The organism is Oricola nitratireducens (genome assembly GCF_014904745.1).
GTDB lineage: Bacteria > Pseudomonadota > Alphaproteobacteria > Rhizobiales > Rhizobiaceae > Oricola > Oricola nitratireducens.
Genome location: NZ_JACZCS010000014.1, coordinates 344,484 through 370,117 on the forward strand (window position 1 = coordinate 344,484; position 25,634 = coordinate 370,117).

Sequence of the window (25,634 nt, forward strand, 5' to 3'; positions counted from 1 at the left end):
CCGTTAAGCACGACGGCGCGGACCTGTTTTCATCGGACGCTGCGTCAACTATCCTCGTCGCGGGGGTGACAGGAGACCGGCCATGCCGAAAAACATCGTCATCCTGTGCGACGGCACCTCCAACCAGATCGAGGAGCAACGCACCAACATTCTTCGCCTCTATGGTTGCCTGAGGAAGAACGATCGCCAGATCGTCTTCTACGATCCCGGCGTCGGGACCTTCGGCGGCGCCAATGACTGGCTGCGCTGGAGCCGGCGGGCGAAGGAGGTCTGGGGTCTGGCTACAGGCTGGGGCCTCGACCAGAACGTCAAGGAAGCCTATCGCTTTCTGGTCGAACATTTCGATCCGGGCCGGGCCGCGACCAAGACCCGGCCCAAAATCGAGCAGGACGACATCTATATTTTCGGCTTTTCGCGCGGCGCCTATACGGCGCGGGTGCTGGCCGGCTTCATCCACGCCTTCGGCATCATGGACAAGACGCAGCTCAACCTGCTCGACTACGCCTACCGCACCTACAAGGGGATCAGCGATTTCGAAGGCAAGGACGGCGACGATCCCAACGCCGCCTTCCGCACCATGCGGCTCTACGAACGCGCGCTGACGCCGCTCAGGCCGGCGATCAAGGCGCTCGGCCTGTTCGACACGGTCAGTTCGGTGATCGAGATGGGAAAGTGGCGGCCGCAGCTGAAAACCCACCCCTTCACCAAGACGAACCCGAGCGTCGCGCATGTGCGCCATGCGGTGGCCATCGACGAACGGCGCACGATGTTCAATCCGCAGCTGTGGCCGGCGGGCGGCGAATATTGGGGCAGCCCGTTCCGGCCGCGCAAGAAGGAAGACATCAAGCCGCAGGACGTCAAGGAAGTGTGGTTCTCCGGCGTGCATGGCGATGTTGGCGGCGGCTACCCGGAAGCGGTCAGCGCGCAGGCGAAGATCCCGCTGATCTGGATGATCCGCGAGATGGAGGCAATCGGCCTCAAGGTCTTCGAACCGACAGTGAAGAAGATCGTGCTCGGCGAGAACCTGGACTATCCCGATTACATCAAGCCGGGGGTCGGCCAGCCGATCAACGACTCGATGACGCTGATCTGGCCGCTGGTCGAATTCATCCCGCGCCGCATTCCGTCGACGTCGTTCCGGATGAAAGGAAAAAAGGGCTGGTACATCCCCCGTTTCGACCACCGCCTGATCGCAGACGACGCGACGGTGCACGAGACGGTCCACGAGCGCATCGAGATCGACCTGACCTACCGGCCGCCGAATCTGCCCCCCGGATCGCCGGCGGATAATTGACGCGCATGGTATATGCGCATACCATTTGCGCATGACCGCCACATCCTCGTCCCGGCGCAAAGCCACCAATCTGTCCGTTCCCGCCGACCTCCTCGCGGAGGCAAAAGCCTTGGACATCAATGTCTCTCGGGCGGCGGAAACCGGGATCGCGCAAGCGATTGCCGATGAAAAGGCGCGGCGCTGGCGGGAGGAAAACGCAAAGGCAATCGAGGCGGCCAACGCTTTCGTGGATGCCAACGGACTACCGCTCGCACGCTACCGCCAATTCTGACATGGCGCGTTACGACATCCATACAAATCCGAATGGCGGTTATCTTCTCGATGTCCAGGCAGACATTCTCGACCAGCTCAACACACGCGTCGTCGTCCCGCTGCTGCCCGCCGACGAAGCGCCGCCGCCCGCCGCACGACTCAATCCGGTGTTCGATCTCGACGGCGGCCGATTTGTCATGGTGACGCAATATCTCGCGGCCGTACCGTTGGCACTTCTTAAGAAACCGGAGGGCAATCTTTCGGCCGACCACGATCGGATCGTCGCGGCCCTGGACATGGTTTTCCAGGGTTTCTAGCCGCCGGCAGGCAAATACCGTTCAAAAGCAACACCCTTTCCAAGGCTCCTGAATCGCATTATAGTCCGTGGCGAACTCACGAAGCGGTTCCTGAGCGTGCGCTCCGGGGGCCGTTTTATTTTGTGCCGCTCCGGGCGGCAAACGAGATTTTCGGGGCCAAGAGAAGAGGATAGGCCGAATGGATAAAGCGCCTATGACCGCAAACGGATTTGCGCAGCTGAAGGAAGAGCTGCGCTGGCGCCAGCAGGAAGAACGCCCGCGCATCATCGAGGCAATCTCGGAGGCACGCGCGCATGGCGACCTGTCGGAAAACGCGGAATATCACGCCGCCAAGGAAGCGCAATCGCACAATGAGGGCCGCATCGGCGAGCTGGAAGACCTGATCAGCCGCGCCGAGGTCATCGACATTTCGAAGCTGTCCGGGACGAAGGTGAAATTCGGCGCGACGGTGACGCTGGCCGACGAAGACACCGACGCGGAAAAGGTCTACCAGATCGTCGGCGACCAGGAAGCCGACGTGAAGGCCGGACGGATCTCGATTTCCTCGCCCATCGCGCGCGCGCTGATCGGCAAGGAGGAAGGCGATTCCGTCGAGGTCCAGGCTCCCGGTGGCGCACACGGATACGAGATCGTCAGCGTCAAGTTCATCTGACGCGAAGACATCGTCAAGGAGAGGCCACTCTCGACAATGGCGCAACGCTCAAGCGGACATGCGGCCATATCAGGCTTGCCGGACGTCATCGCACCGAATTTCAAGATGCGCCTGTCCGGCGTCACCTCGACCATCGTTCAACTCATCCCGGCGCAACGCGCCGCCGGGTTGAGCATCGCCGCCTTCGGGCCGGGATTGCCGGCCTCCGTCGCGCGGATGGGTTACGGCGATCTGGTGCGGCTGTGGACACGTCCGGCCCGGCGGCGCTTCCGCGTCTGGCACGCGCGCCGAAACGTCGAGATGATCGGCGGGCTGATCCTGCGCGACGTGTTGCGCATGCCGCTCAGGATCGTCTTCACCTCCGCCTCGCAGCGAAAACACAAGGCCCTCACGAAATGGCTGATCGCGCGCATGGACGCGGTGATCTCCACCTCGCACAAGACGGCGGCCTATCTGGAACGCCCGTCCACCGTCATCCATCACGGCATCGATCTCGACCGGTTCAGCCCGCCCGGTAACCGCGCGGACGCCAAGCGCGCCGTCGGGCTTCCCGCCAACAAGAAGATCGTTGGCTGCTTCGGGCGCATCCGCCACCAGAAGGGCACCGACCTGTTCGCCGACGCGCTTGTCGAACCGCTGCGCGTGCATCCGGACTGGATCGCGATCATCGCCGGGCGGACGACGCCAGAGCACAAGGCCTTCGAGGCGGAGCTGCGCCAGCGCATCGACCGCGCCGGGCTCGCCGACCGCATCCTGTTTGTCGGCGAGCATCGCGACATCGAGCGCTGGTACCGCGCGCTCGATCTCTTCATCGCGCCGCAGCGCTGGGAAGGGTTCGGCCTGACGCCGCTGGAGGCGATGGCTTGCGGTGTCCCGGTCATCGCGACGGATGTGGGCGCGTTTTCGGAATTGATCGCGGAGGGCGAGACGGGCCATATTCTTGCCGATCTCGAACCCTCCACCATGCGGGACGTAGCCGAACGGATGATGTGTGACGACGACCTGCGGTCGACACTAGGAGCCAATGCGCGGCGTCACGTGGAAAAGGCGTTTTCGCTGGACAGGGAGGTCCGCCAGCTGGGCCTGGTCTATGACAGCGTCGCGCCGGTCACCGACGATGCCGGTTAAGCCGATGGATACCCGCTTCGTCGCCATATCGACCGGCAACACACAGCCTTTGCTGAACGCTCTCGGCGGGTATTGCGATGCGATCAGGCTCGGGCGCGGCGCGGCGGGACCGGGCGTCGACCTTACGCCGGATCTGGTCCGCGAACTCGATGCCATCGCCGAACGCAACGTGACGCGGCGGCGGATCCGCTATCCGAAACTGTTCGGCAACAAGATCGTCGCGGCCGCCTACCGGTGCGGACGCCGGCGCCGCGCCCGGCAGGTATTCCGCCAAATCCATCGGACGCTTGCGGCCGATACGTCGCGCACCGTGCTCGTCTTCAACGGCTATCTCGCACCGAACGCCCTGCTCGCGCTCGCCGCCGAAACATTGTCGATGCCTCGGCTGTTTATCGAAAACGGCTTCTATCCCGGCACGATGCAGTGCGACCCGCAGGGGATCAACGCGCTCTCCACGCTACCGCGCGACGGCGCCTTTTATGACGGGCTTTCCGAAGACATGCTCGGAGACGGCTGGCCGGAGGACTTCGAGATCCGCAAATCAAAACTCAGGGACGGCAACGTGCCGGCCGCCACGGACGATCTTCCGGAGGCCTATGTCTTCGTGCCGTTTCAGGTGCCAAGCGACATGCAGATCCTGGCGCTGTCGCCTTGGATCGGCAGCATGGTGCAGCTTCACGCCGAAATCGCCGCACTGGCCGAAGCGTTTCCGGACCGGCATTTTGTCATCAAGGAGCATCCGAGTTTTCCCCTGAGTATTCAGGATGTTGTCCCGTCTCACTCACGCATCCGTTTCGCCAATGCCGCGAACACCCGCGCGCTGATCGAAGGCGCCGATGCCGTCATCACGGTCAATTCCACGGTCGGTCTGGAGGCGCTGACCCTGGCGAAAAAGGTCATCACGCTCGGCGAGGCGCATTACAACATTCCCGGCCTTGTCCTGCATGCGCCCGACCGGGCGGCGCTGCATGCCGCGGTCGCGGAACTGGATCGCTGGGAGCCCGACGACACCCGGCGCCGCCGCTTCATCCGTTTCGTCTACAACCGGTTTCTGGTGCCGTTGTCGCGAACCGATCCGGACGACAGCGCGCTGGCCATCCTGCAGATCCGGGCGGCGGGAGGCGACGCCTATTCGCAGGCGCTTGCCGGTTCCGCGCACAACCGGGCGGGTGACATCGAGGCCGGTGCAGCCCGCCAATGAAAACCTATTTCATCAATCTCGACCGGTCGCCCGACCGCCTCGACTACATGACGCGCACGCTCGACGGGCTCGGGCTCGACCATGAACGGGTCGCCGCCGTCGACGGGCAGGCGCTGTCGGAGGCCGAGATTGCAAGACACTACCACTACGCTCCCGGTACGCAACGGCTCGACCGCGGCTCAATCGCCTGTTTTCTCAGCCACCGCGCGGCATGGCGAAGGATTGCCGGCCAGGACGATCCGCTGGCCCTGATCCTCGAGGACGACATCATTTTCGGCGAGAACGCGCGCGCGATCCTGTCGAGAACCGACTGGATACCGGCCGACGCCGAAATTATTCGCCTCGAAACGTTTCGCCGCCATACGGTCTACGACCGCACTCCGGTCGCCGAAATCGACGGCAGGGCTCTTGTCCGGCTCCGCCACATCCACCTTGGCGGCGGCGCCTATATCCTCACCAGGGCCGCCGCGGCGGCGCTTCTCGCCCGCACCGAACAGTTCAGCTACGCGGTTGACTATGTGCTTTCCGATCCGCACTGCCCGGAATTCTGCGGCATGAATGTTTTGCAGATGGTTCCCGCGCTGTGCATCCAGAGCGCGCTGGCGCCGCAGAACGTGCGATTGGTCGAACTGCCCTCGATCTTGCAGGCGACGCGAAAGACGGTGTTTTCGCGGGGCATCAGGCGGTTCCTCGCCAAGACACACCGGGAACTCTCCAAGCAGCGCCTGATACTGACCGGGCGCCTGTTCGACCGGGTCCGCGGCCGGAGGACGGGGCGCATTCCGTTCAGGTAACGGCATATTCCTCTGCGGAAAGGCGGGAAGAACAACAGGATTCCGCTTTTCAAATCGGCGTGTGATATGGGAACTTCACGCAACGCAAGACGCCATCCGGCCGAAGAGCCCCGGCGAAACGAAAACCGCTCACCAAGAGGTGCAATCCATGGGCCTGACCCGCACAATCAAACGCATTTTCTTCGGTTTCGACGATGGTGTGCAGAAACGCGGCATAGAGGAACGTGGCGATCTCGACGCCGAATACTATCAGGGACTGCACGACAAGAACTCCGCCTATCAGACGAACAACTGGCTCGTCGACCAGCAGCAACTGATGACGCTCATCGCCGGCAAGACCGTGCTTGAGCTCGGATGCGGAAACGGACGGTTCACGTCGAAGGCCGCGGAAACGGCGGCACAGGTCTACGGCGTCGACTGGGCGAGAAGCCCGCAATTCGACGACAGCCCCGAAAACGTGACCTTCATCCAGGCGGACGCCCTGACGGCAACACTGCCTTCGGCTGATGTCGCCTGCTCCGGCGACGTGCTGGAGCATTTCAAACCGGAAGACGTCCCGGGACTGGTCAAGAAACTGCATAACTGCGCGACCGTGAACTATCACGTCATCGCCTGCTACGACGACAAGCACAGCCATCTGACAGTCATGCCGAAGGAATGGTGGCTCGGCCAGTTCGCGGCTCACGATCCGAAATATCGCCTGCTGAACGACGGATCCGAGAAACGTGCAATCGCGATCGTGTCCAATGCCTAGGTCCTGACCCTGAATGGTGTTACCGCCTCGTCACCGGAAAAAACGGGCCTGTTTCCTTCCGCGTCTGTTCGAGCCGCGGGGGACAAACGAACTCATCCGGCTCGGTAGCGATCATGATGGCGGCTACGTCGTTTCCACCGACGCCGTCGCCTCGACACGCCATCTCGTGTCGTTCGGCCTGGGAGACAATTGCGATTTCGAATTCGATTTTTCGGCAATCGCGCGGCTGAAAAACCTGACCGGCTACGACAACACCATCGACGACGAAGCCTTGCGCAAGCAATTTACCGCCGCGCGGCTGAAATCGCTTATCCGGCCCGGCCCGCACCGGAAATTCATCGCTTATTACAGGCAATACAGGTCTCTGTTCCTTGGTGACCGGCCAGGCTTTTCGCATCTCCGGGAGGAAATCGGCATATCCAGCGGACAGACATCGCCCGAAACCGCGGTAACGCGCCTCGACCCGTCGCCGGGCACGGTATTTCTCAAGGTCGATACCGACGGCGGGGAGTATGATTTTCTGGACCAGATCATCGAGTGCAACGAACTGCTTTCCGGCGTCGTGATCGTGTTTCACGGGGTGCCGGCGCGGATGCGGGAGATCGAGGTCTTTCTCGGCGCGATGGGAGAGTTCATGACGATCGACAACACCACGGCAGACAATGACGCCGATGTGGACGGCGACGGCATCCCGAACGCGATCGAGATTTCGCTGTCGTCGAAAATCCACGCCGAGCCGCATATCCCCATCGCCGGCGCGACGCGGAACTACAACAGGCTGAACGAACCAAACAATCCCGACAAGATCGATTTCGAAATCGTGTATCTGGATTGACGCAACAAAACGGCAAGCCGAACAGCAATGACCGATCCATCCGCGCACAAGCCCTTCCGGGCGCATGTCTTTTCCGGCGGCGATCCGCGCATGTATCTCAAGCAGGCGCCGGGAATGTCGGACACGGTCGACGGCGTGCGCTTTTCTTTCGGCATCGACGTCCCCGACGATGCCGATGTGCTGATCCTCTATACACGCGCATCCTATTGCGTGCCGACGCGCCTGCCGCGCGAACGCACCGGCTTCGTCGCCGGCGAACCCGACCCGATCCACCGCTACAATCCGGCCTTTCTCAACCAGTTCGGTGTTGTGCTGACGACCAGCCGGGAACCGCTCGACGTCCCGACGATCCGGGAAAATTTCTGTTCGAAATGGTATGCGGGCATTAATTACGACGAGGAGCCGGAGCATCCCAACCTGCTCGGGCATGACTATTTCGCCGGGCTGGAGCCGCCGGAAAAGACCGGCGATCGGATCTCCATCGTCACCAGCCGGAAGGCCCACACGCCCTATCACCGCAAGCGGCTGGAATTCATCGAGTTCCTGAAGGAGCGCATACCGGACCACATCGAGCTTTTCGGCACCGGCCACCGCTATGTCGGCGACAAGCGCGAGGCGCTGGAACCCTACAAGTATCACCTGGCGCTGGAAAACGGCGACGACGACTTCGCCTGGACCGAGAAACTGTCGGATCCCCTGCTCTGCTGGGCATTTCCGTTCTATTCGGGCTGCGGCAATGTCGGCGACGAATTGCCCGCCGGCTGCCACATGCCGCTCGATCTCGACGATTTCGATGCGGCCCTGCAACAGATGATGCAGGCCGTCGACACGGGCCGCTACGAAAAGGCGCTCGCCGACATCGCCGAGGCGCGGCGGCGCATCCTGGGCTACTACAATACGATGAGCATGTTCGCCCGCGTCGCGCGGATGCTTTACGAAGCGGCGCCGGATGCGAAACCGGGAGCGCGCGAAAGACTGATCTATTCGGAACGCTCCTTCGTGCCGAAGGGAGATTACCGCGGCAGCCGCGTTCAGGCCGTGCTCCGGCGCGCGGCAGTCTCGATCGATCCACGGTTCGACCTGCGGCTGGCGCGGCTGAAAGAGGAAAAGACGGCAAGAAAGCAGCGCCGCACCCGGGAACGGCGTATCCGGGAAGGATTGATCAAGCCGCCGCGGGAATAAGCAGCGCCGCGTGTTGACCCTGACGGAATGCTTGGCCTATGGCACATGCTCAGTCATCAAGTGAACGGAGAGCCGCTTGGCCACGGAAAAAAAGAGAGCGCTCATCACCGGCGTGACCGGGCAGGACGGAGCCTATCTGTCGGAGTTGCTGCTGAAAAAAGGCTACGAGGTTCACGGCGTCAAACGCCGCACGTCGCTGTTCAACACCGGCAGAATCGACTACCTGATCGATGGCGAGGCGGGCCACAGCGGCCGCTATATCCTGCATCACGGCGACATGACGGATTCGTCGAGCCTGCTGCGCATCCTGCAGGACGTGCAGCCGGACGAGATCTACAATCTGGCGGCACAGAGCCATGTGGCCGTGTCGTTCGAGGAGCCGGAATACACCGCCAACTCCGACGCGCTGGGCGCGCTGCGGCTGCTGGAGGCAATCCGCATTCTCAAGCTCGAGAAGAAGAGCCGTTTCTACCAGGCCTCGACCTCGGAGCTTTACGGGCTGGTGCAGGAGACGCCGCAGACCGAAACGACGCCATTCCATCCACGCAGCCCCTACGGCGTCGCAAAGCTCTATGCCTACTGGATCACGGTCAACTACCGCGAGGCCTATGGCCTCTATGCCTGCAACGGCATCCTGTTCAACCACGAGTCGCCGCTGCGCGGCGAGACCTTCGTGACGCGCAAGATCACGCGCAGTCTGACACGCATCAAGGTCGGGCTCGAGGAATGCCTGCATCTCGGCAATCTCGATGCACTACGCGACTGGGGCCACGCGCGCGACTATGTCGAAATGATGTGGCTGATGCTGCAGCAGGAGCAGCCGGAGGATTTCGTCATTGCAACCGGCCAGCAATATTCTGTGCGCGATTTCGTCGACGCTGCGGCGCGCGAACTGGGCATGCACCTCACCTGGCAGGGCGAAGGCGTCGAGGAAAAGGCGGTCGACGAGAAAGGCCGCACGATCGTCGCGGTGAACCCGCGCTATTTCCGCCCTGCGGAGGTCGAGACGCTGCTCGGCGACGCTTCCAAGGCGCGCGAGAAGCTCGGCTGGCAACCGAAAGTCCCGTTCGGGGACCTCGTGCGCGAGATGGTCGCGGCCGATCTTAAGGATGCCAAACGTCATGCCTGATCCTGCCTATTCGCTCGGTGGAAAGCGGGTCTTCGTCGCCGGGCATCGCGGCATGGTCGGCTCGGCGCTGATGCGCCGCCTGGAAGGCGAGAACTGCTCGCTGCTCGCCGCCGGACGCCGGGAGCTCGATCTGCTGTCGCAACAGGCGGTTGCCGAGTGGTTTGCCCGCGAAAAACCCGACGCGGTATTTCTCGCCGCCGCGAAAGTCGGCGGCATCCTCGCCAATCGCGACCAGCCGGCCTCGTTTCTGTACGAAAACCTGATGATCGAGGCGAACATCATCCATGCCGCGCACGAGGCGGGCGTGGAGAAACTGGTATTCCTCGGTTCGTCCTGCATCTATCCGAAATTCGCCGACCAGCCGATCACCGAAGACGCCCTCCTGACCGGGCCGCTCGAGTCGACAAACGAATGGTACGCGGTCGCCAAGATCGCCGGCATCAAGCTGTGCCAGGCGTACCGGCGGCAATATGGCGACGACTTCATTTCCGCCATGCCGACCAACCTTTACGGACCCGGCGACAACTACGACCTGAAGACAAGCCATGTCCTGCCGGCGCTGATCCGCAAGGTCCACGACGCCAAGATGGCCGGCGCCGCCTCGATCGAAATCTGGGGCACCGGTACGCCGATGCGCGAGTTCATGCATGTCGACGACTGTGCCGACGCGCTCGTCTTCCTGATGAAAAACTACTCCGACGAAGGCCACGTCAATGTCGGGACGGGAAGCGATCTCGCCATTCTGGATCTGGCGAAACTGGTCTGCGCCGTCATCGGTTACGATGGCGAGATCCGGCTCGACACCTCGAAACCCGACGGCACGCCGCGCAAGCTGATGTCGAGCGACAAGCTGCGATCACTCGGCTGGGAGCCGTCCATCACGCTGGAGGACGGGATCACACGGGTCTACCGGGATTTCCTGCGCGAACACACCTGCTAGGCAGTCGCCTCGAGGTTGAGCGAAACCAGCGTGCCGTTTTCCTTGTCCATATGCGGCAGGTAGGCCTGGCTGTAGTCGTCGACATCGGCGTGATCGGTGGTGCGCCAGTCCCAGCGGGCGACGGAGGAAAACCCGGCGTCCAGAAGCGCTTGCGTCAGCGTTTTCTCGTCGAAGACGATCTTGTGGAAGTCGTATTCGTCGCGCTGGCCGCCTATCAACAGCCCGGTGATCATCGGCAGATCGACCTTGCCTTCGCAATAGAGTTTCGCGCAGGCACCATAGTCGGGAACCGCCAGCCGCAGCGTGCCGCCGGCGCGCAGGACGCGGCGCCATTCGCGCAGCACATCCATGTATTCCCCACGGCCGAAGTGCTCCAGCACATGACAGGCATAGATGTGGCCCGCCGCACCATCCGGGATGAAGTCCAGCTTTTCGACCGGGCCGACATGGTCCACATGGTCGTAGGCCAGGGCATCGACATGGTAATAGCCGGGAAAATGCTTCACGCCGCATCCCAGATGCAGTTTCTCGAACGAATTCGCTGACGGATCGGTGGATGACGGCACGATCGGGCTCCTGTTGGACTGCCGTTTGCGTAGGCAGGCGGCGACGCAACGTCAAGCCCGGAGAAGCGGACAGACCGGACGGGCTACGCGCCGTCCTTGCCGGCCAGGTAGAAATCGATGCGCTCGACGGGCTTTCCGCCCGGCCCCTTGCGCACGACGCTGGACAGGTACCGGCCGTCGACACCCAACAGTCCGTAGGTGGCCGCGCGGTCGCTGCCGATCCGGTTACGAGAGACGAACAGCACCGGCCAGTCGACGTCGTTCGGACCGGGCACGTCCATGAAGGTGAAATGGTGGTAGCCCGCCGCGGGCAGCACGGCGATGTCATGGCCGTGAAAACGGGCGCTCGTTTCAAGCAGCGCGACCATGATGTAGTCGATCGCATAGACACTCGTAGCGCCGGTCTTTTCCACTTCCGCCGCCATCTCGTCGGTCACGTCCGCCCACCCCGCCATGTCGTCGGTCGGCAGTTTTCCGGGAACGGGGATCGGCGCAAAGGCCGCCTGGGCGAAGATGACGCCGACAAGCAGAAGCGCAAGCGGCGCATGCCAGCGGCGCGTCCACAACCAGACCGACCGGGCCCATGCAGCGGCAGGCTTCCATGTGACGGCAGCCCATGCGCCGAGCAGCGCCAGCTGGCCGATCAGCGGCAGCGTCCAGTTACCCTGCACGCGCGAATGCATGGCGTGAAAGGCGAAATAGACGATCGCCGGCGCGGCGGTGAGCACGAGAAGGCCGACCGCCGGATCGCTTCGCCTGCCACGGTTGCGGACAAACAGCACGCATCCGGCGACCGCAAACAGGAACAGCCCTGGCCACAGCAGCGCGGCCTGCGTGGCGATATATTCGGGGAAATACCGAGCAAAGCGCGCAAGGCTCGGCGTGGCCTCCGTCGACCGCCCCAGCTGGAACTGCAGCGAGGCAAAATCGTGGCCGATATTCCATTGCACCACCGGCCAGAACAGGACGAGCGCCAGGATGCCGCCTGCGTAGAGCTGCCAGGAGCGCAACCAGGCCCGGGTCCCGCGATAGGCCAGAAGCCAGAGCACGATCCCGGCACCGAGAAAAAAGCCGGTATATTTGGAATCGAGCCCGAGGCCAGCGAACAGACCGAAAGCGAGCCACCAGTTGGCGTTTGCGCTGCGGTGCAGTTCCGCCGCCGCCCAGACCGCCAGTATCCAGAACATCATCGACGGGGCGTCCGGCGTGACGATGAGCAGCCCGACCGCCCCGCCGGCCGACAGGGCGAACCACAGCGTTGCGAGCGCGGCGATCGTCCGGTCCGCAAAGAGCGCGACGCCGGTGCGCCAGACAGCCAGCGCGCAGACGATCGTGGCCAGGATCGTCACCACGCGGGAGGCGAAGGCGGATTCGCCGAATACGAACTGGCCCGCCTTTATGAACCAGACGACGCCCGGGGGATGGTCGTAATAGCCGGCCTGCAGCGGATGGAACGCCCACAGCGTATAATAGGCCTCGTCACCGACGAGATCGGTTCCCCATCCGACAGCCAGCTTGGCCGCGACAAGGACCGCGACCACGACGGCGACCGCCCACGGGGACGTCCAGAGGATGTCCCGGCCAACGACAGGTTTCATGTGGGCTTCGGTTTCGTTCATCGCCTAAAGGTACACGGTCCCGCGCTTACAACGCGACCAGCCCCTCGTCCTTGACCTTCCGGATCGTCAGAGCCGAGCGAACGGTGTCGACATTGTCCGTCGACGTCAGTTCCTCCAGCACGAAGGTTTGGAATGTCTTGAAGTCGGGCGCGACGCAATGGAGCAGAAAATCGCTCTCGCCGGAGAGCATCCAGGCCTCGCGCACCAGCGGCCAGTGATCGGTAAGCGCGGCGAAGGCCTTGAGGTCGGCGTCCGACTGGTGATGCAGGCCGATGAAACAGAAGGCGACGATCTCCTGGCCGAGCTTGCCGGCGTCGAGGACCGCGCGGTAGCCGGCGATGATCCCCGCCTCCTCGAGGCGGCGGACGCGGCGCAGGCAGGGCGGCGCGGAAATGCCGACCCGGCTGGCCAGTTCGACATTGGTCATTCGACCGTCCTCCTGCAGTTCGCGCAGGATCGCAAGATCGATGGAATCGAGTTCGACGGCGTCTTTCATGACCAAGGATTATTGCGTGGGCTTCGCAGCCGCAACAAAATTGACGCAAGCAGATGCGAAAGTCCCCACTCGGTAGTGGGCATCGCCGCCGCGCACTTGCGCCCGTACAGGCGTAACACTTAGATAACGGCCAACGCATCATGGGTGCGGCGCATCCGCGTCCGCATGCAAAAGAGGTCCGAAATGAGCACCACCAAACACAGTCCGGTCCTGATCATCGGCTCCGGCCCGGCCGGCTACACCGCCGCGATCTACGCCGCGCGCGCCATGCTGAAACCCGTCCTCGTCGCCGGGATGGAACAGGGCGGCCAGCTGATGATCACCACCGAGGTCGAAAACTATCCCGGCTATGCCGAACCGGTCATGGGCCCGTGGATGATGGAACAGATGCTGGAACAGGCGAAAAACGTCGGCACCGAGGTCATCAACGACGTCATCACGGAGGTCGATACCGACGTGCGCCCGTTCAGGGCGGTCGGCGACAGCGGCGCGGTCTATACCGCCGACGCGCTTGTCATCGCCACCGGCGCCAAGGCGAAGTGGCTCGGGATCGAGAGCGAACAGACCTATATGGGCTACGGCGTCTCGGCCTGCGCGACCTGCGACGGCTTCTTCTATCGCGGCAAGGACGTGATCGTCGTCGGCGGCGGCAACTCGGCCGTCGAGGAAGCACTCTACCTCGCCAACCTCGCCAAGACCGTGACGCTGGTGCACCGGCGCGACGAGCTGCGCTCGGAGAAGATCCTGCAGGAGCGCCTGTTCGCCAAGGACAACATCCACTGCATGTGGGATACGGTGATCGACGAGATCACCGGCGCGAAGGACAATCCGGCGCTTCCGGCGGCGGTCACCGGCGTGAAGCTCAAGAACGTCAAGAGCGGCGCAGTCACCGAGATGCCGATCGATGGCGTTTTCGTCGCCATCGGCCATGCGCCGGCGGTGTCGCTGTTCGAAGGCAAGCTGAAGCAGAAGCCGAACGGCTATCTGTGGACGGCGCCGGATTCCACCGCGACCAACATTCCGGGCGTCTTTGCCGCCGGAGACGTCACCGACGACATCTACCGCCAGGCCGTCACGGCAGCCGGCATGGGTTGCATGGCGGCGCTGGAAGTCGAAAAATACCTCGCCGCGCAGGAATCGGAGCTACAGGCCGCCGAATAAACGGCCGTCGAGGGGGAGAACCGGCCAATGCCGCTTGATTGGGACAAACTGCGTGTATTTCACGCCGCAGCCGAGGCCGGGTCATTCACCCATGCCGGCGAGACGCTGCACATGTCGCAGTCGGCGGTCAGCCGGCAGGTCTCGGCGCTGGAACACGAAGTCGGCGTCGCGCTGTTCAACCGGCATGCGCGCGGCCTGGTGCTGACCGAACAGGGTGAAACACTGTTTCGCACCGCTAATGACGTCTTCGTCAAGCTGGAGACGGTGCGCGCGCAACTGTCGGAATCGACCGAGCGCCCGTCCGGACAATTGCGCGTGACGACGACCGTCGGCCTCGGCTCCGGCTGGCTGACCTATCGCGTACAGGATTTCCTGGAACTCTATCCAGACGTGCAACTGCACCTGATGCTGTCGAACGAGGAACTCGATCTCAACATGCGCCAGGCGGACTGCGCGATCCGGCTGCGCGCGCCGCAGCAGCCCGACCTGATCCAGCGCAAGCTGTTCACCGTCCATTTCCATGTCTACGCCTCGCCCGCCTATCTCAACAAATACGGCCGGCCGGAAAAGCCGGAGGATCTCGACAATCACCGGATCATCGGATTCGGCGAGCCGGCGCCCGCCTATCTGATGGAAATGCGCTCCTTCCTGACGCTCGGACGCCCTGAAGGCGAGCCGCGTACGCCGGTCCTGGAGATCAATTCGATCATGTCGATCAAGCGCGCGGTGCAGCGCGGGATCGGCATCGCGATGCTTCCAGACTATGCCGTGGAGCCCGACGCCGGGCTGGTTCAGCTGCTCGGCAAGGTCGCATTGCCGTCCTTCGACACCTATTTCGTCTATCCGGAGGCACTCAGAAACAGCGCAAAACTCCAGGCTTTCCGGGATTTTCTGATCTCGAAGGCGCGCAGCTGGGAATATTGATTTCCGGCAATCCGGCGCATTGCGTTTCAGTCATGCGTTTTTTGCATGGGTGCAATGCACAATAATCAATTGAAATTTAACCGGACGGTCAGCATATTCCAATCATCAAGAACGCGCCGCATCCTCCTCCCGCGGCAAAGTTCGAGATTTTGAATGTGAAGGCTATCCTCCTCCCAGCCTTCCCATGACAGAGACCGGGCCGCTATCCTCCTCCCAGCGCGCCCGGTCTTTTTTTATCCAAATCGCTATGAATTCCTCGCCGCCGCGATCATGTCGGCCGCCTTTTCGGCGATCATGATGGTCGGCGCATTGGTGTTGCCGCCGATCAGGCTCGGCATGACCGAGGCATCGACGACCCGCAGGCCCCCGATGCCGCGCACGCGCAATTGCGGATCGACCACCGTCCTGTCGTCCGTGCCCATTCTGCAAGTGCCAACAGGGTGATAGACCGTGTCGGCGCGCTGTCGGATGTGGCGCATCAGCTCGGCGTCATCGGTGACGCCATCGAGATAGACTTCCTTCTGCCGGAACCGCGCCAGCGCCGGCGCGTCCATGATACGCCGGGTGATCTTCGCGCCCTTGAGCAGCAGGTCCGCATCGCGCTCGTCGGAGAGAAAACGCGGATCGATCACCGGCGCGGCAGCGGGGTCGGCGCTTTGGAGCGTCACTTCGCCGCGCGCATGCGGCCGCAATACGCAAACATGGCAGGAATAGCCGTAGCCGAGATGCAGCTTGCGCGAATGGTCGTCGACCAGCGCGGCGACGAAATGCAGTTGCAGGTCCGGCCGCTGAAGCGCCGGGTCCGACTTGATGAAGGCGCCGCCCTCCGCGCCCGGCGAGGCGACAAGGCCCGTGCCGTCACGCCGCCAGCGGAACATTTCGCGCATGAGCTTCGCCGTCCCGACCGGGCCGATGCCGAGCACGTCGGTGTCACGCGTCTTGTAGGACAGGATGAAATCGATGTGGTCCTGCAGATTCTTGCGGACACCGGGGAGGTCATGGACAGGCTCGACGCCCTTGTCCTTCAATTCGGCCGCCGGGCCGATGCCCGACAGGAGCAGCAGTTGCGGCGAGTTGAACGCGCCGCCGCAGAGGATCACCTCGCGACGCGCCTTTATGGTCAGTTCCCGTCCTCCCCGCAGGCAGGAAAGGCCGACGGCCCTCCTGCCCCTGAACAGGATCTTCGTCGCCAGCATCTTGGTCAGCACGGTCAGGTTCCGGCGCTTCATCACCGGATGCAGATACGCAGCGGCGGCCGAACAACGTTCGCCCTCGCGGCCTTCTCCGTGAAACTGCGTCACCTGGTAGAGGCCGGCGCCCTCCTGCTCCGGTCCGTTGAAATCGGGATTTTCGCGGATCTGGGTCTGCGCGCAGGCCTCGACAAAAGCCTTCGAGACGGCGCGTGGCGTGTTCTGCTCGGAAACGTGCAGCGGGCCGGCATCACCGTGCAGGGCGTCGCCACCGCGCTCGTTCCCCTCCGACCGCCTGAAATACGGCAACACGTCCTTCCAGGCCCAGCCGGCGCAACCCTGCGCCGCCCAGTCGTCATAGTCGCCCGGATGGCCGCGGATATAGAGCATCGCGTTGATGGCGCTGGAGCCGCCAAGGGCGCGGCCGCGCGGCTGGTAGCCCTTACGGCCGTTCAGGCCCGGCTGCGGCACCGTCTCGTAGGCCCAATTGTTGATCCGGCCGTAGCCCGGCAGCATGGCGACGATGCCCAACGGCGCGCGGATCAGGATGTCCCTGCCCTCGCCGCCAGCCTCGACCAGGCAGACCGTGACATCCGGATCCTCGCTGAGCCGCGCCGCCAGCGCCGATCCGGCCGATCCGCCGCCGGCGATCACATAATCGAATTCCGTCCCGTCCATCGCCGGTCTCCTCCCGCAACGGGCGACGAGACTAGCCGGATTTACCATGCCGGCAAGCGGCAGAATCCGGCAATTCCGGTCACGGGCGCGCGATGCTAGTCTTGTTCCGCTGGGGAAGCTGAACCGGAACCAAGGAGTTGTCCGATGTTCGTCCGTTCCCTCGCGTTTTCGCTTGTCCTTCTGCCTGCCCTGTCCGCCTCGGCCGCGGACCTCTCCTGCGCCGGACTGCTGGCGCCCGGCCAGACTATGATCTGCTCCGGTTTCGAGCCGAACTGGGCGCTGGAACTGACCTGCCATGGCGAGATGTCGTCGAACTTCGTCGACGCGTTCTCCGGCGACACGATCCAGCGGACGCCGGGCAGCGTCACCTTCGCCACGCAGAACCCGTGGAAGCTGGAAACCGGCCATCCGGTGACCGGCACGATCGCCTATACGCCGGCGGGCTGCCAGGACGAAAGCGACCGGAGCTTCGATTTCACATTCACGCCGACCGGCGCGCCGGGGCTGGAAGGACGCCAATTCTTCCCGTTCTGCTGCCGGGTGGAGTGACGTTTATCGTCTGTCGATCAATTGACTTCCGGGCGATGTTCCGCTCCTGTTCTTTGGATTACTAAGATCAATGGCGGTGACCACAGAATGGCTTGGTATCGTAATCACTACAGTTGCACTGAGTGCGGTTACTCTTGGGAAGACGAGTGGTCATGCATGTGCGATGACGATTGTCCAAGTTGTGGACATCGGCATTTTACACCTGTGGATTCGGAAGATCTAAGCGTCCTGATCGAGAAAACCGAGCAGAATCGATTTGCAGTGTTCTACTCACCCCCAGACTCCGAACATTCTCCCAGCTATGTCGAGTTTGCTGAAACAGGGGACTTTCGCTTAGCAAAACTCTTCGCTCAAATTGCGGGCGGTATGACAACGCCGGTCACAACGTAGCGGCACTTTCGTGCTGACGATTGTTCATTTGATTCAACTGGATGGTTGACGCGGGTCGAGTGATCACTGCAACAATTCTTCATGAAACTCGGTTTCGAAGAAACGCAGACGCCCTATGTCAGTGGATCGCAACGCGCGCGCGTATGGACCGAGGGATGGGTATCGAAATCTCTGTATTGCCCTAACTGCGGCAATCAACACATCACGCAGTTTGCCGCCAATCGCCCTGTTGCCGACTTTTTCTGTCCGGCGTGCGGTGATGAACACGAGCTTAAGAGCCAGAAAAAGGCTTTTGGCGCGAAGGTTGCCGACGGGGCCTATCATGTAAAATGCGATCGACTGCTGTCGTCAAACAACCCAAATCTGCTTCTTCTGAACTACGATTTGCAGACCACTTCGGTAACAAACGTCTGCGTTATACCGAAGCATTTTTTCGCGCTCGACATCGTCGAAAAGAGGAAACCTTTAGCTCCGACAGCCCGACGCGCCGGATGGATCGGTTCGAATATCCTTCTGAATCGCGTCCCGGAATCCGGCCGCATATACATCGTGCGCGACGGGATCACTATTTCCAAACAATCGGTGCTAGACCAATGGAACCGGACACTTTTTCTCCGAGAGACCCAACCTGAAGCCAGAGGCTGGCTGCTCGAAGTGATGAAGTGCGTAGAATCGCTCGGTTACCGCGAGTTTGATCTCGACGACGTATATGCTTATGAGGACACGCTCAGCGCATTGTATCCAAACAACAAACATGTGAAGCCGAAAATACGGCAACAACTGCAATTACTTAGAGATAATGGCTATCTCAAATTCCTGTCGAGGGGACGGTATCGGATACGATCTTGATCTGGTCGCAAAGATGACCAGTGCTTTATAGGCAAGCCATCCCGATACGCGAGTAGCACCGCGTATCGGTTCGAGCTACGCTCTGCCCCTTACCGCGTCAGCCGCTTATACGTCACCCGCTTCGGATTGACCGAGTCCGGACCCAGACGGCGGATCTTGTCGGCCTCGTATTCCTCGAAATTGCCCTCGAACCATTCGACATGGCTGTCGCCCTCGAAGGCGAGGATGTGGGTCGCCAGGCGGTCGAGGAACATACGGTCGTGCGAGATCACCACGGCGCAGCCGGCGAAGTTTTCCAGTGCGTCTTCCAGCGCGCCGAGCGTCTCGGTGTCAAGGTCGTTGGTCGGTTCGTCGAGGAGCAGCACGTTGCCGCCCTCTTTCAGCAGCTTGGCGAGATGGACGCGGTTGCGCTGGCCGCCGGACAGCGTGCCGACCTTCTGCTGCTGGTCGCCGCCCTTGAAGTTGAAGGAACCGCAATAGGCGCGGCTGTTCACCTCGTGCTTGCCGAGCTTGATGATGTCGTTGCCGCCGGAGATCTCCTCCCAGACGGTCTTATTGCCGTCGAGCGTGTCGCGGCTCTGGTCGACATAGGAGAGGTTGACCGTCTCGCCGATGGTGATCGAGCCCGAGTCGGGTTGCTCCTGGCCGGTGATCATGCGGAACAGCGTCGTCTTGCCGGCGCCGTTCGGGCCGATGACGCCGACGATGCCGCCGGGCGGCAGCTTGAATTCCAGATTGTCGATCAGGAGGCGGTCGCCATAGCCCTTCGACAGGGCCTCGGCGTCGATCACCACATTGCCGAGGCGCTCGCCGGCGGGAATCACGATCTGCGCGTCGCCGGGGCGGCGGTCGGCGGCGGCCTTGACCAGTTCGTCATAGGCGCGAATACGGGCTTTCGACTTTGCCTGTCGGGCCTTCGGGCTCGAGGCAATCCAGGCCTGCTCGGACGACAGCGCGCGCTGGCGGGCAGCCTCCTCGCGGCCTTCCTGCTTCATGCGCTTGGCCTTGGCTTCCAGATACGCGGTGTAGTTGCCCTCATAGGGGATGCCGCGGCCGCGGTCGAGTTCGAGGATCCAGCCGGTGACGTTGTCGAGGAAGTAGCGGTCGTGGGTGATCATCATCACCGCGCCCGGATATTCGCGCAGGTGTTTTTCCAGCCAGGCGATGGTCTCGGCGTCGAGGTGGTTGGTCGGCTCGTCGAGCAGCAGAAGGTCGGGCTGGCGCAGCAGCAGCTGGCAGAGCGCGACACGGCGCTTCTCGCCGCCTGACAGGTTGTCGATGGTCGCCTCGCCCGGCGGGCAGCGCAGCGCTTCCATCGCCATCTCGACCTGGCTGTCGAGGTCCCAGAGGTTCTGGGCGTCGATGATGTCCTGCAGCTTCGATCCCTCTTCCGCGGTTTCGTCGGAATAGTTCATCATCAGCTCGTTGTAGCGGTCGAGGATCGCCTTCTTGTCGGCGACCCCCTCCATGACGTTGCCGAGCACGTTCAGCCCCTCGTCGAGCTGCGGCTCCTGGGCCAAGTATCCGCAGGTCGCGCCCTCGGCCAGCCACGCCTCGCCGGTGAACTCGGTGTCGAGGCCGGCCATGATGCGCAGCACGGTCGACTTGCCGGCGCCGTTCGGCCCGAGAATGCCGATCTTGGCGTCCGGGTAGAAAGACAGATGGATGTTTTCGAGCACCTTCTTGGCGCCGTAGGCCTTGTTGAGGCCGGACATGTGATAAATGAATTGGCGAGCCATTTCGTAACACCGGATAATTTGAGTGGGATTTTCGCGCGTGTGTAGGCGAAACGGCCAGCGGGAGCAATGCGCAGATCGGTTGTCCCGCGAAAAGCTAGGATTTATCGCCGGGCAGCGCGAAGGCACGGGGCACGGACGCGTCCAGCCTGAACATGCGGAACCGCGACGGGCTTTCCGGCGCGACGGGTGTGATGCCCGGCACGGTCTGCCCCTCGTTCAATGCCTTGAACAGCGGCGCGGACGAAAGATCGAAATCCGTCTCGCGGCGGCAGATGACAACATAGTCGTAGGGCGCCAGCGCCTGCGCGCGGACCGCCGTGTCATCGGAGGTGAAGGCGAGAGCCAGCCGCCGAATGCCCGGCGCGGAGCGATGGAACGGCAGCGCGCCGACGGTGTGGCCATTCGTTCCCTCGACAATGTCGAAAGCGAGCCCCAGCGGCGCGATCACCCGGCCGGGCGGCACGGTGCCGAGGACGCCCGTGTCCTCGCCACGGCACTCGTCGCCGGACATCAGGTCGACGACATCGAGGTCGAGCGACGGCGGGAACGCCTTGGCGGAGACGATGGCCAAAAGCGGCAGCACCAGCGCCGCCGGCAGGAAGACGCGCATCAGTGTGTTGCGCGCTAACGTGTCGATCAACAGCGGCAGGAACAGCGGGACCAGGGCGGCCGGGAACGGCACGAAGCGGATCTGCGCGCAGGAAGCCGCCACGGCCGTCAGGCCCACGCACCAGGCGATCGCCGCGCGGGCGTCACCATCGCGCAGACGGCGCCAGACAGCCGGCGCGGCAAAGGCGAGGATGAGGACATAGATCAGGATGAAGGAGACAATGCCGACCACGCCGTTGCGGATCATGGTCAGCGCGGAGGCCTCCTGCTCGATCCGGTCGAGCCAGAAAGCGCGGCTGACGGAATCTACCATATGGTAGGGCCCGTCCAGGCAAGCCGGAAAGGCCGTGGCCAGCACGGCGCCGGCCGCGATCGCCGGAAGAGCCAGCGAGACAAGGCGCAACACGACGCCGTATCGTCCGCGAAAAAGACCGAGCCGCCAGGCAAGCGGCACCAGCGCGGCGACCGCGCCGAACATCAGGATCGCGGCGACCCAAAAGCCGGAAAGCGCGTCGCAGGCGCCGTCGCGGAGGCCCTGCGGACCGATCAACGCCAGGGCGACGGGCAGACCCGACAGCGCAAAGCCCGAGCCCGCCGCCTGCAGGCGCAGCCGCGCGTCGCCGGTTCCGGCCGCGCCGGCCAGGGCGAGAGCGCCGAGGCCGACGGCGATGAAGGGCAGACTCTCCAGGCCGACGGCGATCGAGAGCATCGCGGACAGGCCGGCGACAAGGCCGCCGCGCACGGCGCTCGGATCGACGAGACCGGCCAGCATCGCCATCATCAGCGTGAGCTGGAAATTGTGGTGGTCGATGCGCCCGGGCACGAATTCCCACAGCGCGAAGATCATCAATATGGCGGAAAAGAAACCCTGCGGGACGCTCAGGCGGCCCTGGTTGACGATACGCATGACCCGCGCCGCCAGCAACGCGAAGCCGGCGAAGATGAGGACCGGCCAGACGGCGGTGGAAACCGCGAAGGCCGCATCGGCGCCAAGAAACGGGCGCAGCGCCAGCGTCGTCAGGTAATAAGGCAGGTCGACCAACCGCGACCACGGCGAGACATAGGCCTCGGGCATCGACAGGAACGGCAGGGTGCGGTCGAACCAGTTGCCGTCGGCGAGCAGGTCGCGGATCTGCAGGGCGCGCATCCGGTCATCGACATCGACCATGTAGCGGTTACCGTCGGCCAGATCGAGAACGATGACCGCAAGCCCGGCCAGCAGGAAGGCCAGCAGCGGCGCGGGCGCGAATTTCGCCTGACGCACATTCGTGCCGGAAATGTCCATGGTGCCGGTTCCAGACATGCCGTTCGGGTTCCACTTTCGCGTGTAGAAGACATGGCCGCAAAGCATTGCCAAGCCGTTAAGCGAAGCGCAAAACGCGGTGACCGCAAACGGGTGACGGCTTGACAGCAAGCCCTGTCTTGCCGCTACTCGGCGGCCTGGGAGAACAGGCATTCAGATGGGATTTTCGGAGACACGGACACACGCCTCGGCCACCGGCGCGGCGCTCGCGCTGCGGCATCAGCCGGCGAAGGGAAAAGCTGCCGGCGTTGTCCACATCCTGCACGGGTTAGCCGAGCACAGCGCGCGTTACGCGGCTTTCGCGCAGGTGCTGTCGGCGGCTGGCTACCATGTCTATGCACACGACCATCGCGGCCACGGTTTCACGCAGGCCCCCGGCGCGCCGGCGGGCAGTTTCGATACCGGCGGCGACGGCGTCCGGCTCGTTCTCGACGACGTTTCCTCCGTCCAGGACATGATTGCCGCCAGCCATCCGGGCCTGCCGTTGATCCTGTTCGGCCACTCCATGGGCGGCACGGTCGCGCTTGCCCACGCATTCCGCCATGCAGACCGCATCGCGGGCTGTGTCGCGTGGAACGCCAGCCTGACGGCGGGGCTTGCCGGGCGGGCGGCCAAGGCGGTGCTTGCCTGGGAACGCTTCCGGCTCGGGTCCGACGTTCCGTCCGTGTTGCTGCCGAAGCTGACCTTCGGGGCCTGGGCAAAGTCGGTGAAGGACCGGCGAACGGAGTTCGACTGGCTGTCGCGAGATGTTTCAGTCGTCGATGCCTATATCGCCGATCCGCTGTGCGGCTGGCCGGCTTCCGTCGGCATGTGGAGCGACATTCTCGACATGGTGTTCGAAGTGACCGACGTCGGGAACGCGCCGGCCAAAGCCCGGCGATTGCCGTACCACCTGCTCGGCGGCGGGCGAGATCCGGCGACGGCTTTCGGCAAAGCGGTCAAGACACAGGCGGAGCGCATGCGTTCGGCGCGCTTCGACGCGGTCACGCTGCGCCTGCGTCCGGAGATGCGGCACGAGACGCTGAACGAAGTCGGACGCGAGGAGGCCATCGGCGAATTGCTCGACTGGCTGCGGGTAAAGGTGCCGGCAGGATGACCGGCTGCCGCCCTTGAGCTTTTCAGGGGTAGATAGAAACATTCTGTTTGTCGTCCGGTGCGGCGATCCGCGCGAAGGCGCGCGCGACGCGTAGCGGGGCTACGGGCAAGCGCGCCGACAAAGCGGGCGCCCGCCGGACGGAAACCCGAAGGGCCGGACATGTTTGCCCCGATGCCTTCGGGTTCCGGCTTGACCGTGCCCCCGGCACGGCCTGCGCCACATCCCTCGATCTCGGGGCAAACCTGCTCCGGCAGAATGCTTCTATCTATCCCTGGAAAGCTCTAGTGGCTCGCCGATGCCGGTTTGCCGCCGGTCACCGCCCGCCACAAGGGCGTGAAGATGGCCTTGGCGAAGGGAATCAGCAAAAGGCCGAGACCAAGCCCGAGCACGCCGTCCATCGCGGCCTTGGCGATCCATTCGACCGCCCCATGGGCATAGGGCGCCGCTTCGCCGGCCAGCACGGCCAGATCGTGGATGTGATGGCCGAGCCAGGTAAAGCCCAGCGTCTCGAGGCCGTGAATGACAATCGACCCGCCGACCCAGAGCATCGCGGCGGTCCCGACCGCGGTCAACACCTTCAGGAAGCCGGGCATGCTCCTGACGATGGCGCGGCCGGTGGCGCGTGTCAGCGAGAAGCGTCCACGCTCTGCCATCAGCAGGCCGAGATCGTCGGCCTTCACGATCAGCGCGACGCCGCCATAGACCATGATCGTGATGCCGATGCCCGCGGCGGCGAGCGTCAGCGCCTCCATCCAGAGCGTACTCTCCGGGATTGCCGCCAGGGTGATGGTCATGATCTCCGCGGAGAGGATGAAATCGGTCTTGATGGCGCCGGCGACCTTTTCCTTTTCCAGGTGAACGGGATTATCCGGCGTCGCGGCAGCGACTTTCGCGTCAGGACCGTGACGGGGCTGGAAAAGATGCGCGATCTTCTCGGCGCCCTCGAAACACAGATAGGCGCCGCCGAGCATCAACAGCGGCATGATCGCCCAGGGGGCGAATGACGACAGCAGCATCGCGGCCGGAAGCAGGACGACGAGCTTGTTGCGGAGCGATCCCTTGGTGATCTGCCAGACAATCGGCAGTTCGCGCGCCGGCTCGAAGCCGTGGATGTATTTCGGCGTCACGGCGGCATCGTCGATGAGAGCGCCGGACGCCTTGGCGCCGGCCTTCACCGCCTGCCCCATCACGTCGTCCAGCGAGGTCGCCGCGATCTTGGCGATCGCCGCGACATCGTCGAGAAGGGCCAGAAGACCACTCATGCCATCACTCTCCGCTTTTCCGTCGAGGCGATAGGACGCCGGAACCGGTCTAGCCGTCCCGTTCCCAAATGAGAACCGCGAACTGCGCTTCGATGCGGCAAAACCGGTCCGTCATTCTGCCACAGCACGGCCAAGCGAACATCGCCGTTCACCAGCCCAGCAGTGCAATCCGGATATGAAAAAACCCCGCCTCCAGAAGCGGGGTTTTCGCAAATATCCCGGCGGGTTACGCCACCGGCCTCAGATGACGTCACTCGCCGGAGAACTGCTCCAGATAGGCGATGACGTTGTCGATATCTTCCTTCTTCTTCAGGCCGGCGAACGCCATCTTGGTGCCTTTCACCAGATCCTTCGGCTTGACGAGGTAGGTCTCCAGCGTCGGCGCGTCCCAGACGACGCCGTGCTCGCCCGCCTCGTGCATGGCCTTGGAATATTTGTAGTCTTCGACGGTGCCCGCCGTACGGCCGATGACGCCGTTGAGATGCGGGCCGACCTTGTTCTTGCCTTCCACCGAATGGCAGGCCTTGCACTTGTTGAAGACCTTCTCGCCGGCAGCAGCATCGCCGGTGACGTCCTGCGCGAAAGCGGCCGAAGCGGCGAACATCGCCACACCGGCGATGAGTACGGATGCAAATTTCACGTTAGTCCTCCAAATCCTGTATTGCCCGGGTTCACATGCCCCTAGGGTAAGGCATTCCGACAGCTTATGCCACGGCTCTTGCGAG

The 25,634-nt window shown here is 63.2% G+C and carries 25 protein-coding genes; 17 read left to right on the plus strand and 8 right to left on the minus strand.

Translation table 11 applies throughout. The annotated features are described in order from the left end of the window. Positions 1-82: 82 nt before the first annotated feature. From IG169_RS10105 to fcl, 12 genes are all read left to right on the plus strand, one after another. Positions 83-1,294 carry a T6SS phospholipase effector Tle1-like catalytic domain-containing protein gene (locus tag IG169_RS10105; RefSeq protein WP_193176068.1) on the plus strand — a complete coding sequence of 404 codons (1,212 nt, stop codon included), beginning with the start codon at positions 83-85 and terminating at the stop codon, positions 1,292-1,294. Between the two features lie 31 nt (positions 1,295-1,325). Further along, complete coding sequence (locus IG169_RS10110) at positions 1,326-1,565, plus strand: type II toxin-antitoxin system CcdA family antitoxin (RefSeq protein ID WP_193176112.1); 240 nt, start codon at positions 1,326-1,328, stop codon at positions 1,563-1,565. A gap of 1 nt (position 1,566) precedes the next feature. Beyond that, positions 1,567-1,863 (plus strand): CcdB family protein, encoded by a 297-nt coding sequence (locus tag IG169_RS10115; protein ID WP_193176069.1) that lies wholly within the window; start codon positions 1,567-1,569, stop codon positions 1,861-1,863. A gap of 178 nt (positions 1,864-2,041) precedes the next feature. Further along, complete coding sequence (gene greA, locus IG169_RS10120; protein ID WP_193176070.1) at positions 2,042-2,515, plus strand: transcription elongation factor GreA; 474 nt, start codon at positions 2,042-2,044, stop codon at positions 2,513-2,515. Positions 2,516-2,551: 36 nt separating this feature from the next. Further along, positions 2,552-3,643 carry a glycosyltransferase family 4 protein gene (locus tag IG169_RS10125; protein WP_193176071.1) on the plus strand — a complete coding sequence of 364 codons (1,092 nt, stop codon included), beginning with the start codon at positions 2,552-2,554 and terminating at the stop codon, positions 3,641-3,643. Positions 3,644-3,647: 4 nt separating this feature from the next. Continuing rightward, positions 3,648-4,844, plus strand: coding sequence for a capsular polysaccharide export protein, LipB/KpsS family (locus IG169_RS10130; protein WP_193176072.1), 1,197 nt, complete (start codon positions 3,648-3,650; stop codon positions 4,842-4,844). After that, positions 4,841-5,638 carry a glycosyltransferase family 25 protein gene (locus tag IG169_RS10135; protein ID WP_193176073.1) on the plus strand — a complete coding sequence of 266 codons (798 nt, stop codon included), beginning with the start codon at positions 4,841-4,843 and terminating at the stop codon, positions 5,636-5,638. Before IG169_RS10130 ends, IG169_RS10135 begins: the two co-directional genes overlap by 4 nt. Before the next feature lie 148 nt (positions 5,639-5,786). Then, a complete protein-coding gene (locus IG169_RS10140) occupies positions 5,787-6,392 on the plus strand; it encodes a class I SAM-dependent methyltransferase (RefSeq protein WP_193176074.1) in 606 nt (201 codons plus the stop codon). A gap of 13 nt (positions 6,393-6,405) precedes the next feature. Then, on the plus strand, positions 6,406-7,227 hold the full coding sequence (locus IG169_RS10145) for a hypothetical protein (protein WP_193176075.1): 822 nt from the start codon (positions 6,406-6,408) through the stop codon (positions 7,225-7,227). A gap of 27 nt (positions 7,228-7,254) precedes the next feature. Then, positions 7,255-8,409 (plus strand): hypothetical protein, encoded by a 1,155-nt coding sequence (locus IG169_RS10150; protein ID WP_193176076.1) that lies wholly within the window; start codon positions 7,255-7,257, stop codon positions 8,407-8,409. A gap of 76 nt (positions 8,410-8,485) precedes the next feature. Further along, entirely contained in the window at positions 8,486-9,538 is a 1,053-nt protein-coding gene (gene gmd / locus IG169_RS10155; protein WP_193176077.1) for a GDP-mannose 4,6-dehydratase, read from the plus strand. After that, positions 9,531-10,478, plus strand: coding sequence for a GDP-L-fucose synthase (gene fcl / locus IG169_RS10160; RefSeq protein ID WP_193176078.1), 948 nt, complete (start codon positions 9,531-9,533; stop codon positions 10,476-10,478). Before gmd ends, fcl begins: the two co-directional genes overlap by 8 nt. Here fcl and IG169_RS10165 read toward each other — a convergent pair. From IG169_RS10165 to IG169_RS10175, 3 genes are all read right to left on the minus strand, one after another. Next, positions 10,475-11,044, minus strand: a complete 570-nt coding sequence (locus tag IG169_RS10165) for a methyltransferase domain-containing protein (protein WP_193176079.1) — start codon at positions 11,042-11,044, stop codon at positions 10,475-10,477. The two genes, fcl and IG169_RS10165, sit on opposite strands and share 4 nt — an antisense overlap. A gap of 83 nt (positions 11,045-11,127) precedes the next feature. Then, positions 11,128-12,642, minus strand: coding sequence for an ArnT family glycosyltransferase (locus IG169_RS10170; RefSeq protein WP_193176080.1), 1,515 nt, complete (start codon positions 12,640-12,642; stop codon positions 11,128-11,130). A gap of 46 nt (positions 12,643-12,688) precedes the next feature. Continuing rightward, a complete protein-coding gene (locus IG169_RS10175) occupies positions 12,689-13,159 on the minus strand; it encodes an Lrp/AsnC family transcriptional regulator (protein WP_193176081.1) in 471 nt (156 codons plus the stop codon). A gap of 183 nt (positions 13,160-13,342) precedes the next feature. On the opposite strand from IG169_RS10175, the gene trxB reads away from it, so the two are divergent. Continuing rightward, the gene (trxB, locus tag IG169_RS10180) at positions 13,343-14,320 is read left to right on the plus strand and encodes a thioredoxin-disulfide reductase (RefSeq protein WP_193176082.1); all 978 of its coding nucleotides are present in this window, start codon (positions 13,343-13,345) and stop codon (positions 14,318-14,320) included. Between the two features lie 27 nt (positions 14,321-14,347). Then, the gene (locus IG169_RS10185) at positions 14,348-15,244 is read left to right on the plus strand and encodes a LysR family transcriptional regulator (RefSeq protein ID WP_193176083.1); all 897 of its coding nucleotides are present in this window, start codon (positions 14,348-14,350) and stop codon (positions 15,242-15,244) included. Positions 15,245-15,489: 245 nt separating this feature from the next. Here the strand turns inward: IG169_RS10185 and IG169_RS10190 are convergent, their stop codons facing one another. Further along, the gene (locus IG169_RS10190) at positions 15,490-17,112 is read right to left on the minus strand and encodes a GMC family oxidoreductase (protein WP_193176084.1); all 1,623 of its coding nucleotides are present in this window, start codon (positions 17,110-17,112) and stop codon (positions 15,490-15,492) included. 144 nt (positions 17,113-17,256) lie between these two features. On the opposite strand from IG169_RS10190, the gene IG169_RS10195 reads away from it, so the two are divergent. After that, positions 17,257-17,661, plus strand: a complete 405-nt coding sequence (locus IG169_RS10195) for a hypothetical protein (protein ID WP_193176085.1) — start codon at positions 17,257-17,259, stop codon at positions 17,659-17,661. Positions 17,662-18,132: 471 nt separating this feature from the next. Continuing rightward, positions 18,133-18,900: a DpnI domain-containing protein gene (locus IG169_RS10200; RefSeq protein WP_193176086.1), complete on the plus strand. Its 768-nt coding sequence runs from the start codon at positions 18,133-18,135 to the stop codon at positions 18,898-18,900. A gap of 89 nt (positions 18,901-18,989) precedes the next feature. Here IG169_RS10200 and ettA read toward each other — a convergent pair whose 3' ends face one another. Then, positions 18,990-20,639, minus strand: a complete 1,650-nt coding sequence (gene ettA, locus IG169_RS10205; protein WP_193176087.1) for an energy-dependent translational throttle protein EttA — start codon at positions 20,637-20,639, stop codon at positions 18,990-18,992. A gap of 94 nt (positions 20,640-20,733) precedes the next feature. Continuing rightward, entirely contained in the window at positions 20,734-22,551 is a 1,818-nt protein-coding gene (locus IG169_RS10210; RefSeq protein ID WP_193176088.1) for a hypothetical protein, read from the minus strand. A gap of 157 nt (positions 22,552-22,708) precedes the next feature. Here IG169_RS10210 and IG169_RS10215 point away from each other — a divergent pair, with 157 nt between their 5' ends. Continuing rightward, positions 22,709-23,647, plus strand: a complete 939-nt coding sequence (locus IG169_RS10215) for an alpha/beta fold hydrolase (protein ID WP_193176089.1) — start codon at positions 22,709-22,711, stop codon at positions 23,645-23,647. 281 nt (positions 23,648-23,928) lie between these two features. Here IG169_RS10215 and IG169_RS10220 read toward each other — a convergent pair whose 3' ends face one another. Together IG169_RS10220 and IG169_RS10225 are read right to left on the minus strand one after the other, a co-directional pair. Further along, positions 23,929-24,909: a DUF808 domain-containing protein gene (locus tag IG169_RS10220; protein ID WP_193176090.1), complete on the minus strand. Its 981-nt coding sequence runs from the start codon at positions 24,907-24,909 to the stop codon at positions 23,929-23,931. A gap of 250 nt (positions 24,910-25,159) precedes the next feature. After that, entirely contained in the window at positions 25,160-25,549 is a 390-nt protein-coding gene (locus IG169_RS10225) for a c-type cytochrome (RefSeq protein WP_343225634.1), read from the minus strand. Positions 25,550-25,634: the final 85 nt, after the last annotated feature.

Excerpts from the sequence above, each read along its gene's own strand:
- IG169_RS10105 (WP_193176068.1), top strand. The coding sequence starts at position 83 with ATGCCGAAAAACATCGTCATCCTGTGCGACGGCACCTCCAACCAGATC.
- IG169_RS10110 (WP_193176112.1), top strand. The coding sequence starts at position 1,326 with ATGACCGCCACATCCTCGTCCCGGCGCAAAGCCACCAATCTGTCCGTT.
- IG169_RS10115 (WP_193176069.1), top strand. The coding sequence starts at position 1,567 with ATGGCGCGTTACGACATCCATACAAATCCGAATGGCGGTTATCTTCTC.
- greA (WP_193176070.1), top strand. The coding sequence starts at position 2,042 with ATGGATAAAGCGCCTATGACCGCAAACGGATTTGCGCAGCTGAAGGAA.
- IG169_RS10125 (WP_193176071.1), top strand. The coding sequence starts at position 2,552 with ATGGCGCAACGCTCAAGCGGACATGCGGCCATATCAGGCTTGCCGGAC.
- IG169_RS10130 (WP_193176072.1), top strand. The coding sequence starts at position 3,648 with ATGGATACCCGCTTCGTCGCCATATCGACCGGCAACACACAGCCTTTG.
- IG169_RS10135 (WP_193176073.1), top strand. The coding sequence starts at position 4,841 with ATGAAAACCTATTTCATCAATCTCGACCGGTCGCCCGACCGCCTCGAC.
- IG169_RS10140 (WP_193176074.1), top strand. The coding sequence starts at position 5,787 with ATGGGCCTGACCCGCACAATCAAACGCATTTTCTTCGGTTTCGACGAT.
- IG169_RS10145 (WP_193176075.1), top strand. The coding sequence starts at position 6,406 with ATGGTGTTACCGCCTCGTCACCGGAAAAAACGGGCCTGTTTCCTTCCG.
- IG169_RS10150 (WP_193176076.1), top strand. The coding sequence starts at position 7,255 with ATGACCGATCCATCCGCGCACAAGCCCTTCCGGGCGCATGTCTTTTCC.
- fcl (WP_193176078.1), top strand. The coding sequence starts at position 9,531 with ATGCCTGATCCTGCCTATTCGCTCGGTGGAAAGCGGGTCTTCGTCGCC.
- IG169_RS10170 (WP_193176080.1), bottom strand. The coding sequence starts at position 12,642 with ATGAAACCTGTCGTTGGCCGGGACATCCTCTGGACGTCCCCGTGGGCG.
- IG169_RS10175 (WP_193176081.1), bottom strand. The coding sequence starts at position 13,159 with ATGAAAGACGCCGTCGAACTCGATTCCATCGATCTTGCGATCCTGCGC.
- trxB (WP_193176082.1), top strand. The coding sequence starts at position 13,343 with ATGAGCACCACCAAACACAGTCCGGTCCTGATCATCGGCTCCGGCCCG.
- IG169_RS10185 (WP_193176083.1), top strand. The coding sequence starts at position 14,348 with ATGCCGCTTGATTGGGACAAACTGCGTGTATTTCACGCCGCAGCCGAG.
- IG169_RS10190 (WP_193176084.1), bottom strand. The coding sequence starts at position 17,112 with ATGGACGGGACGGAATTCGATTATGTGATCGCCGGCGGCGGATCGGCC.
- IG169_RS10195 (WP_193176085.1), top strand. The coding sequence starts at position 17,257 with ATGTTCGTCCGTTCCCTCGCGTTTTCGCTTGTCCTTCTGCCTGCCCTG.
- IG169_RS10200 (WP_193176086.1), top strand. The coding sequence starts at position 18,133 with ATGAAACTCGGTTTCGAAGAAACGCAGACGCCCTATGTCAGTGGATCG.
- ettA (WP_193176087.1), bottom strand. The coding sequence starts at position 20,639 with ATGGCTCGCCAATTCATTTATCACATGTCCGGCCTCAACAAGGCCTAC.
- IG169_RS10210 (WP_193176088.1), bottom strand. The coding sequence starts at position 22,551 with ATGTCTGGAACCGGCACCATGGACATTTCCGGCACGAATGTGCGTCAG.
- IG169_RS10215 (WP_193176089.1), top strand. The coding sequence starts at position 22,709 with ATGGGATTTTCGGAGACACGGACACACGCCTCGGCCACCGGCGCGGCG.
- IG169_RS10220 (WP_193176090.1), bottom strand. The coding sequence starts at position 24,909 with ATGAGTGGTCTTCTGGCCCTTCTCGACGATGTCGCGGCGATCGCCAAG.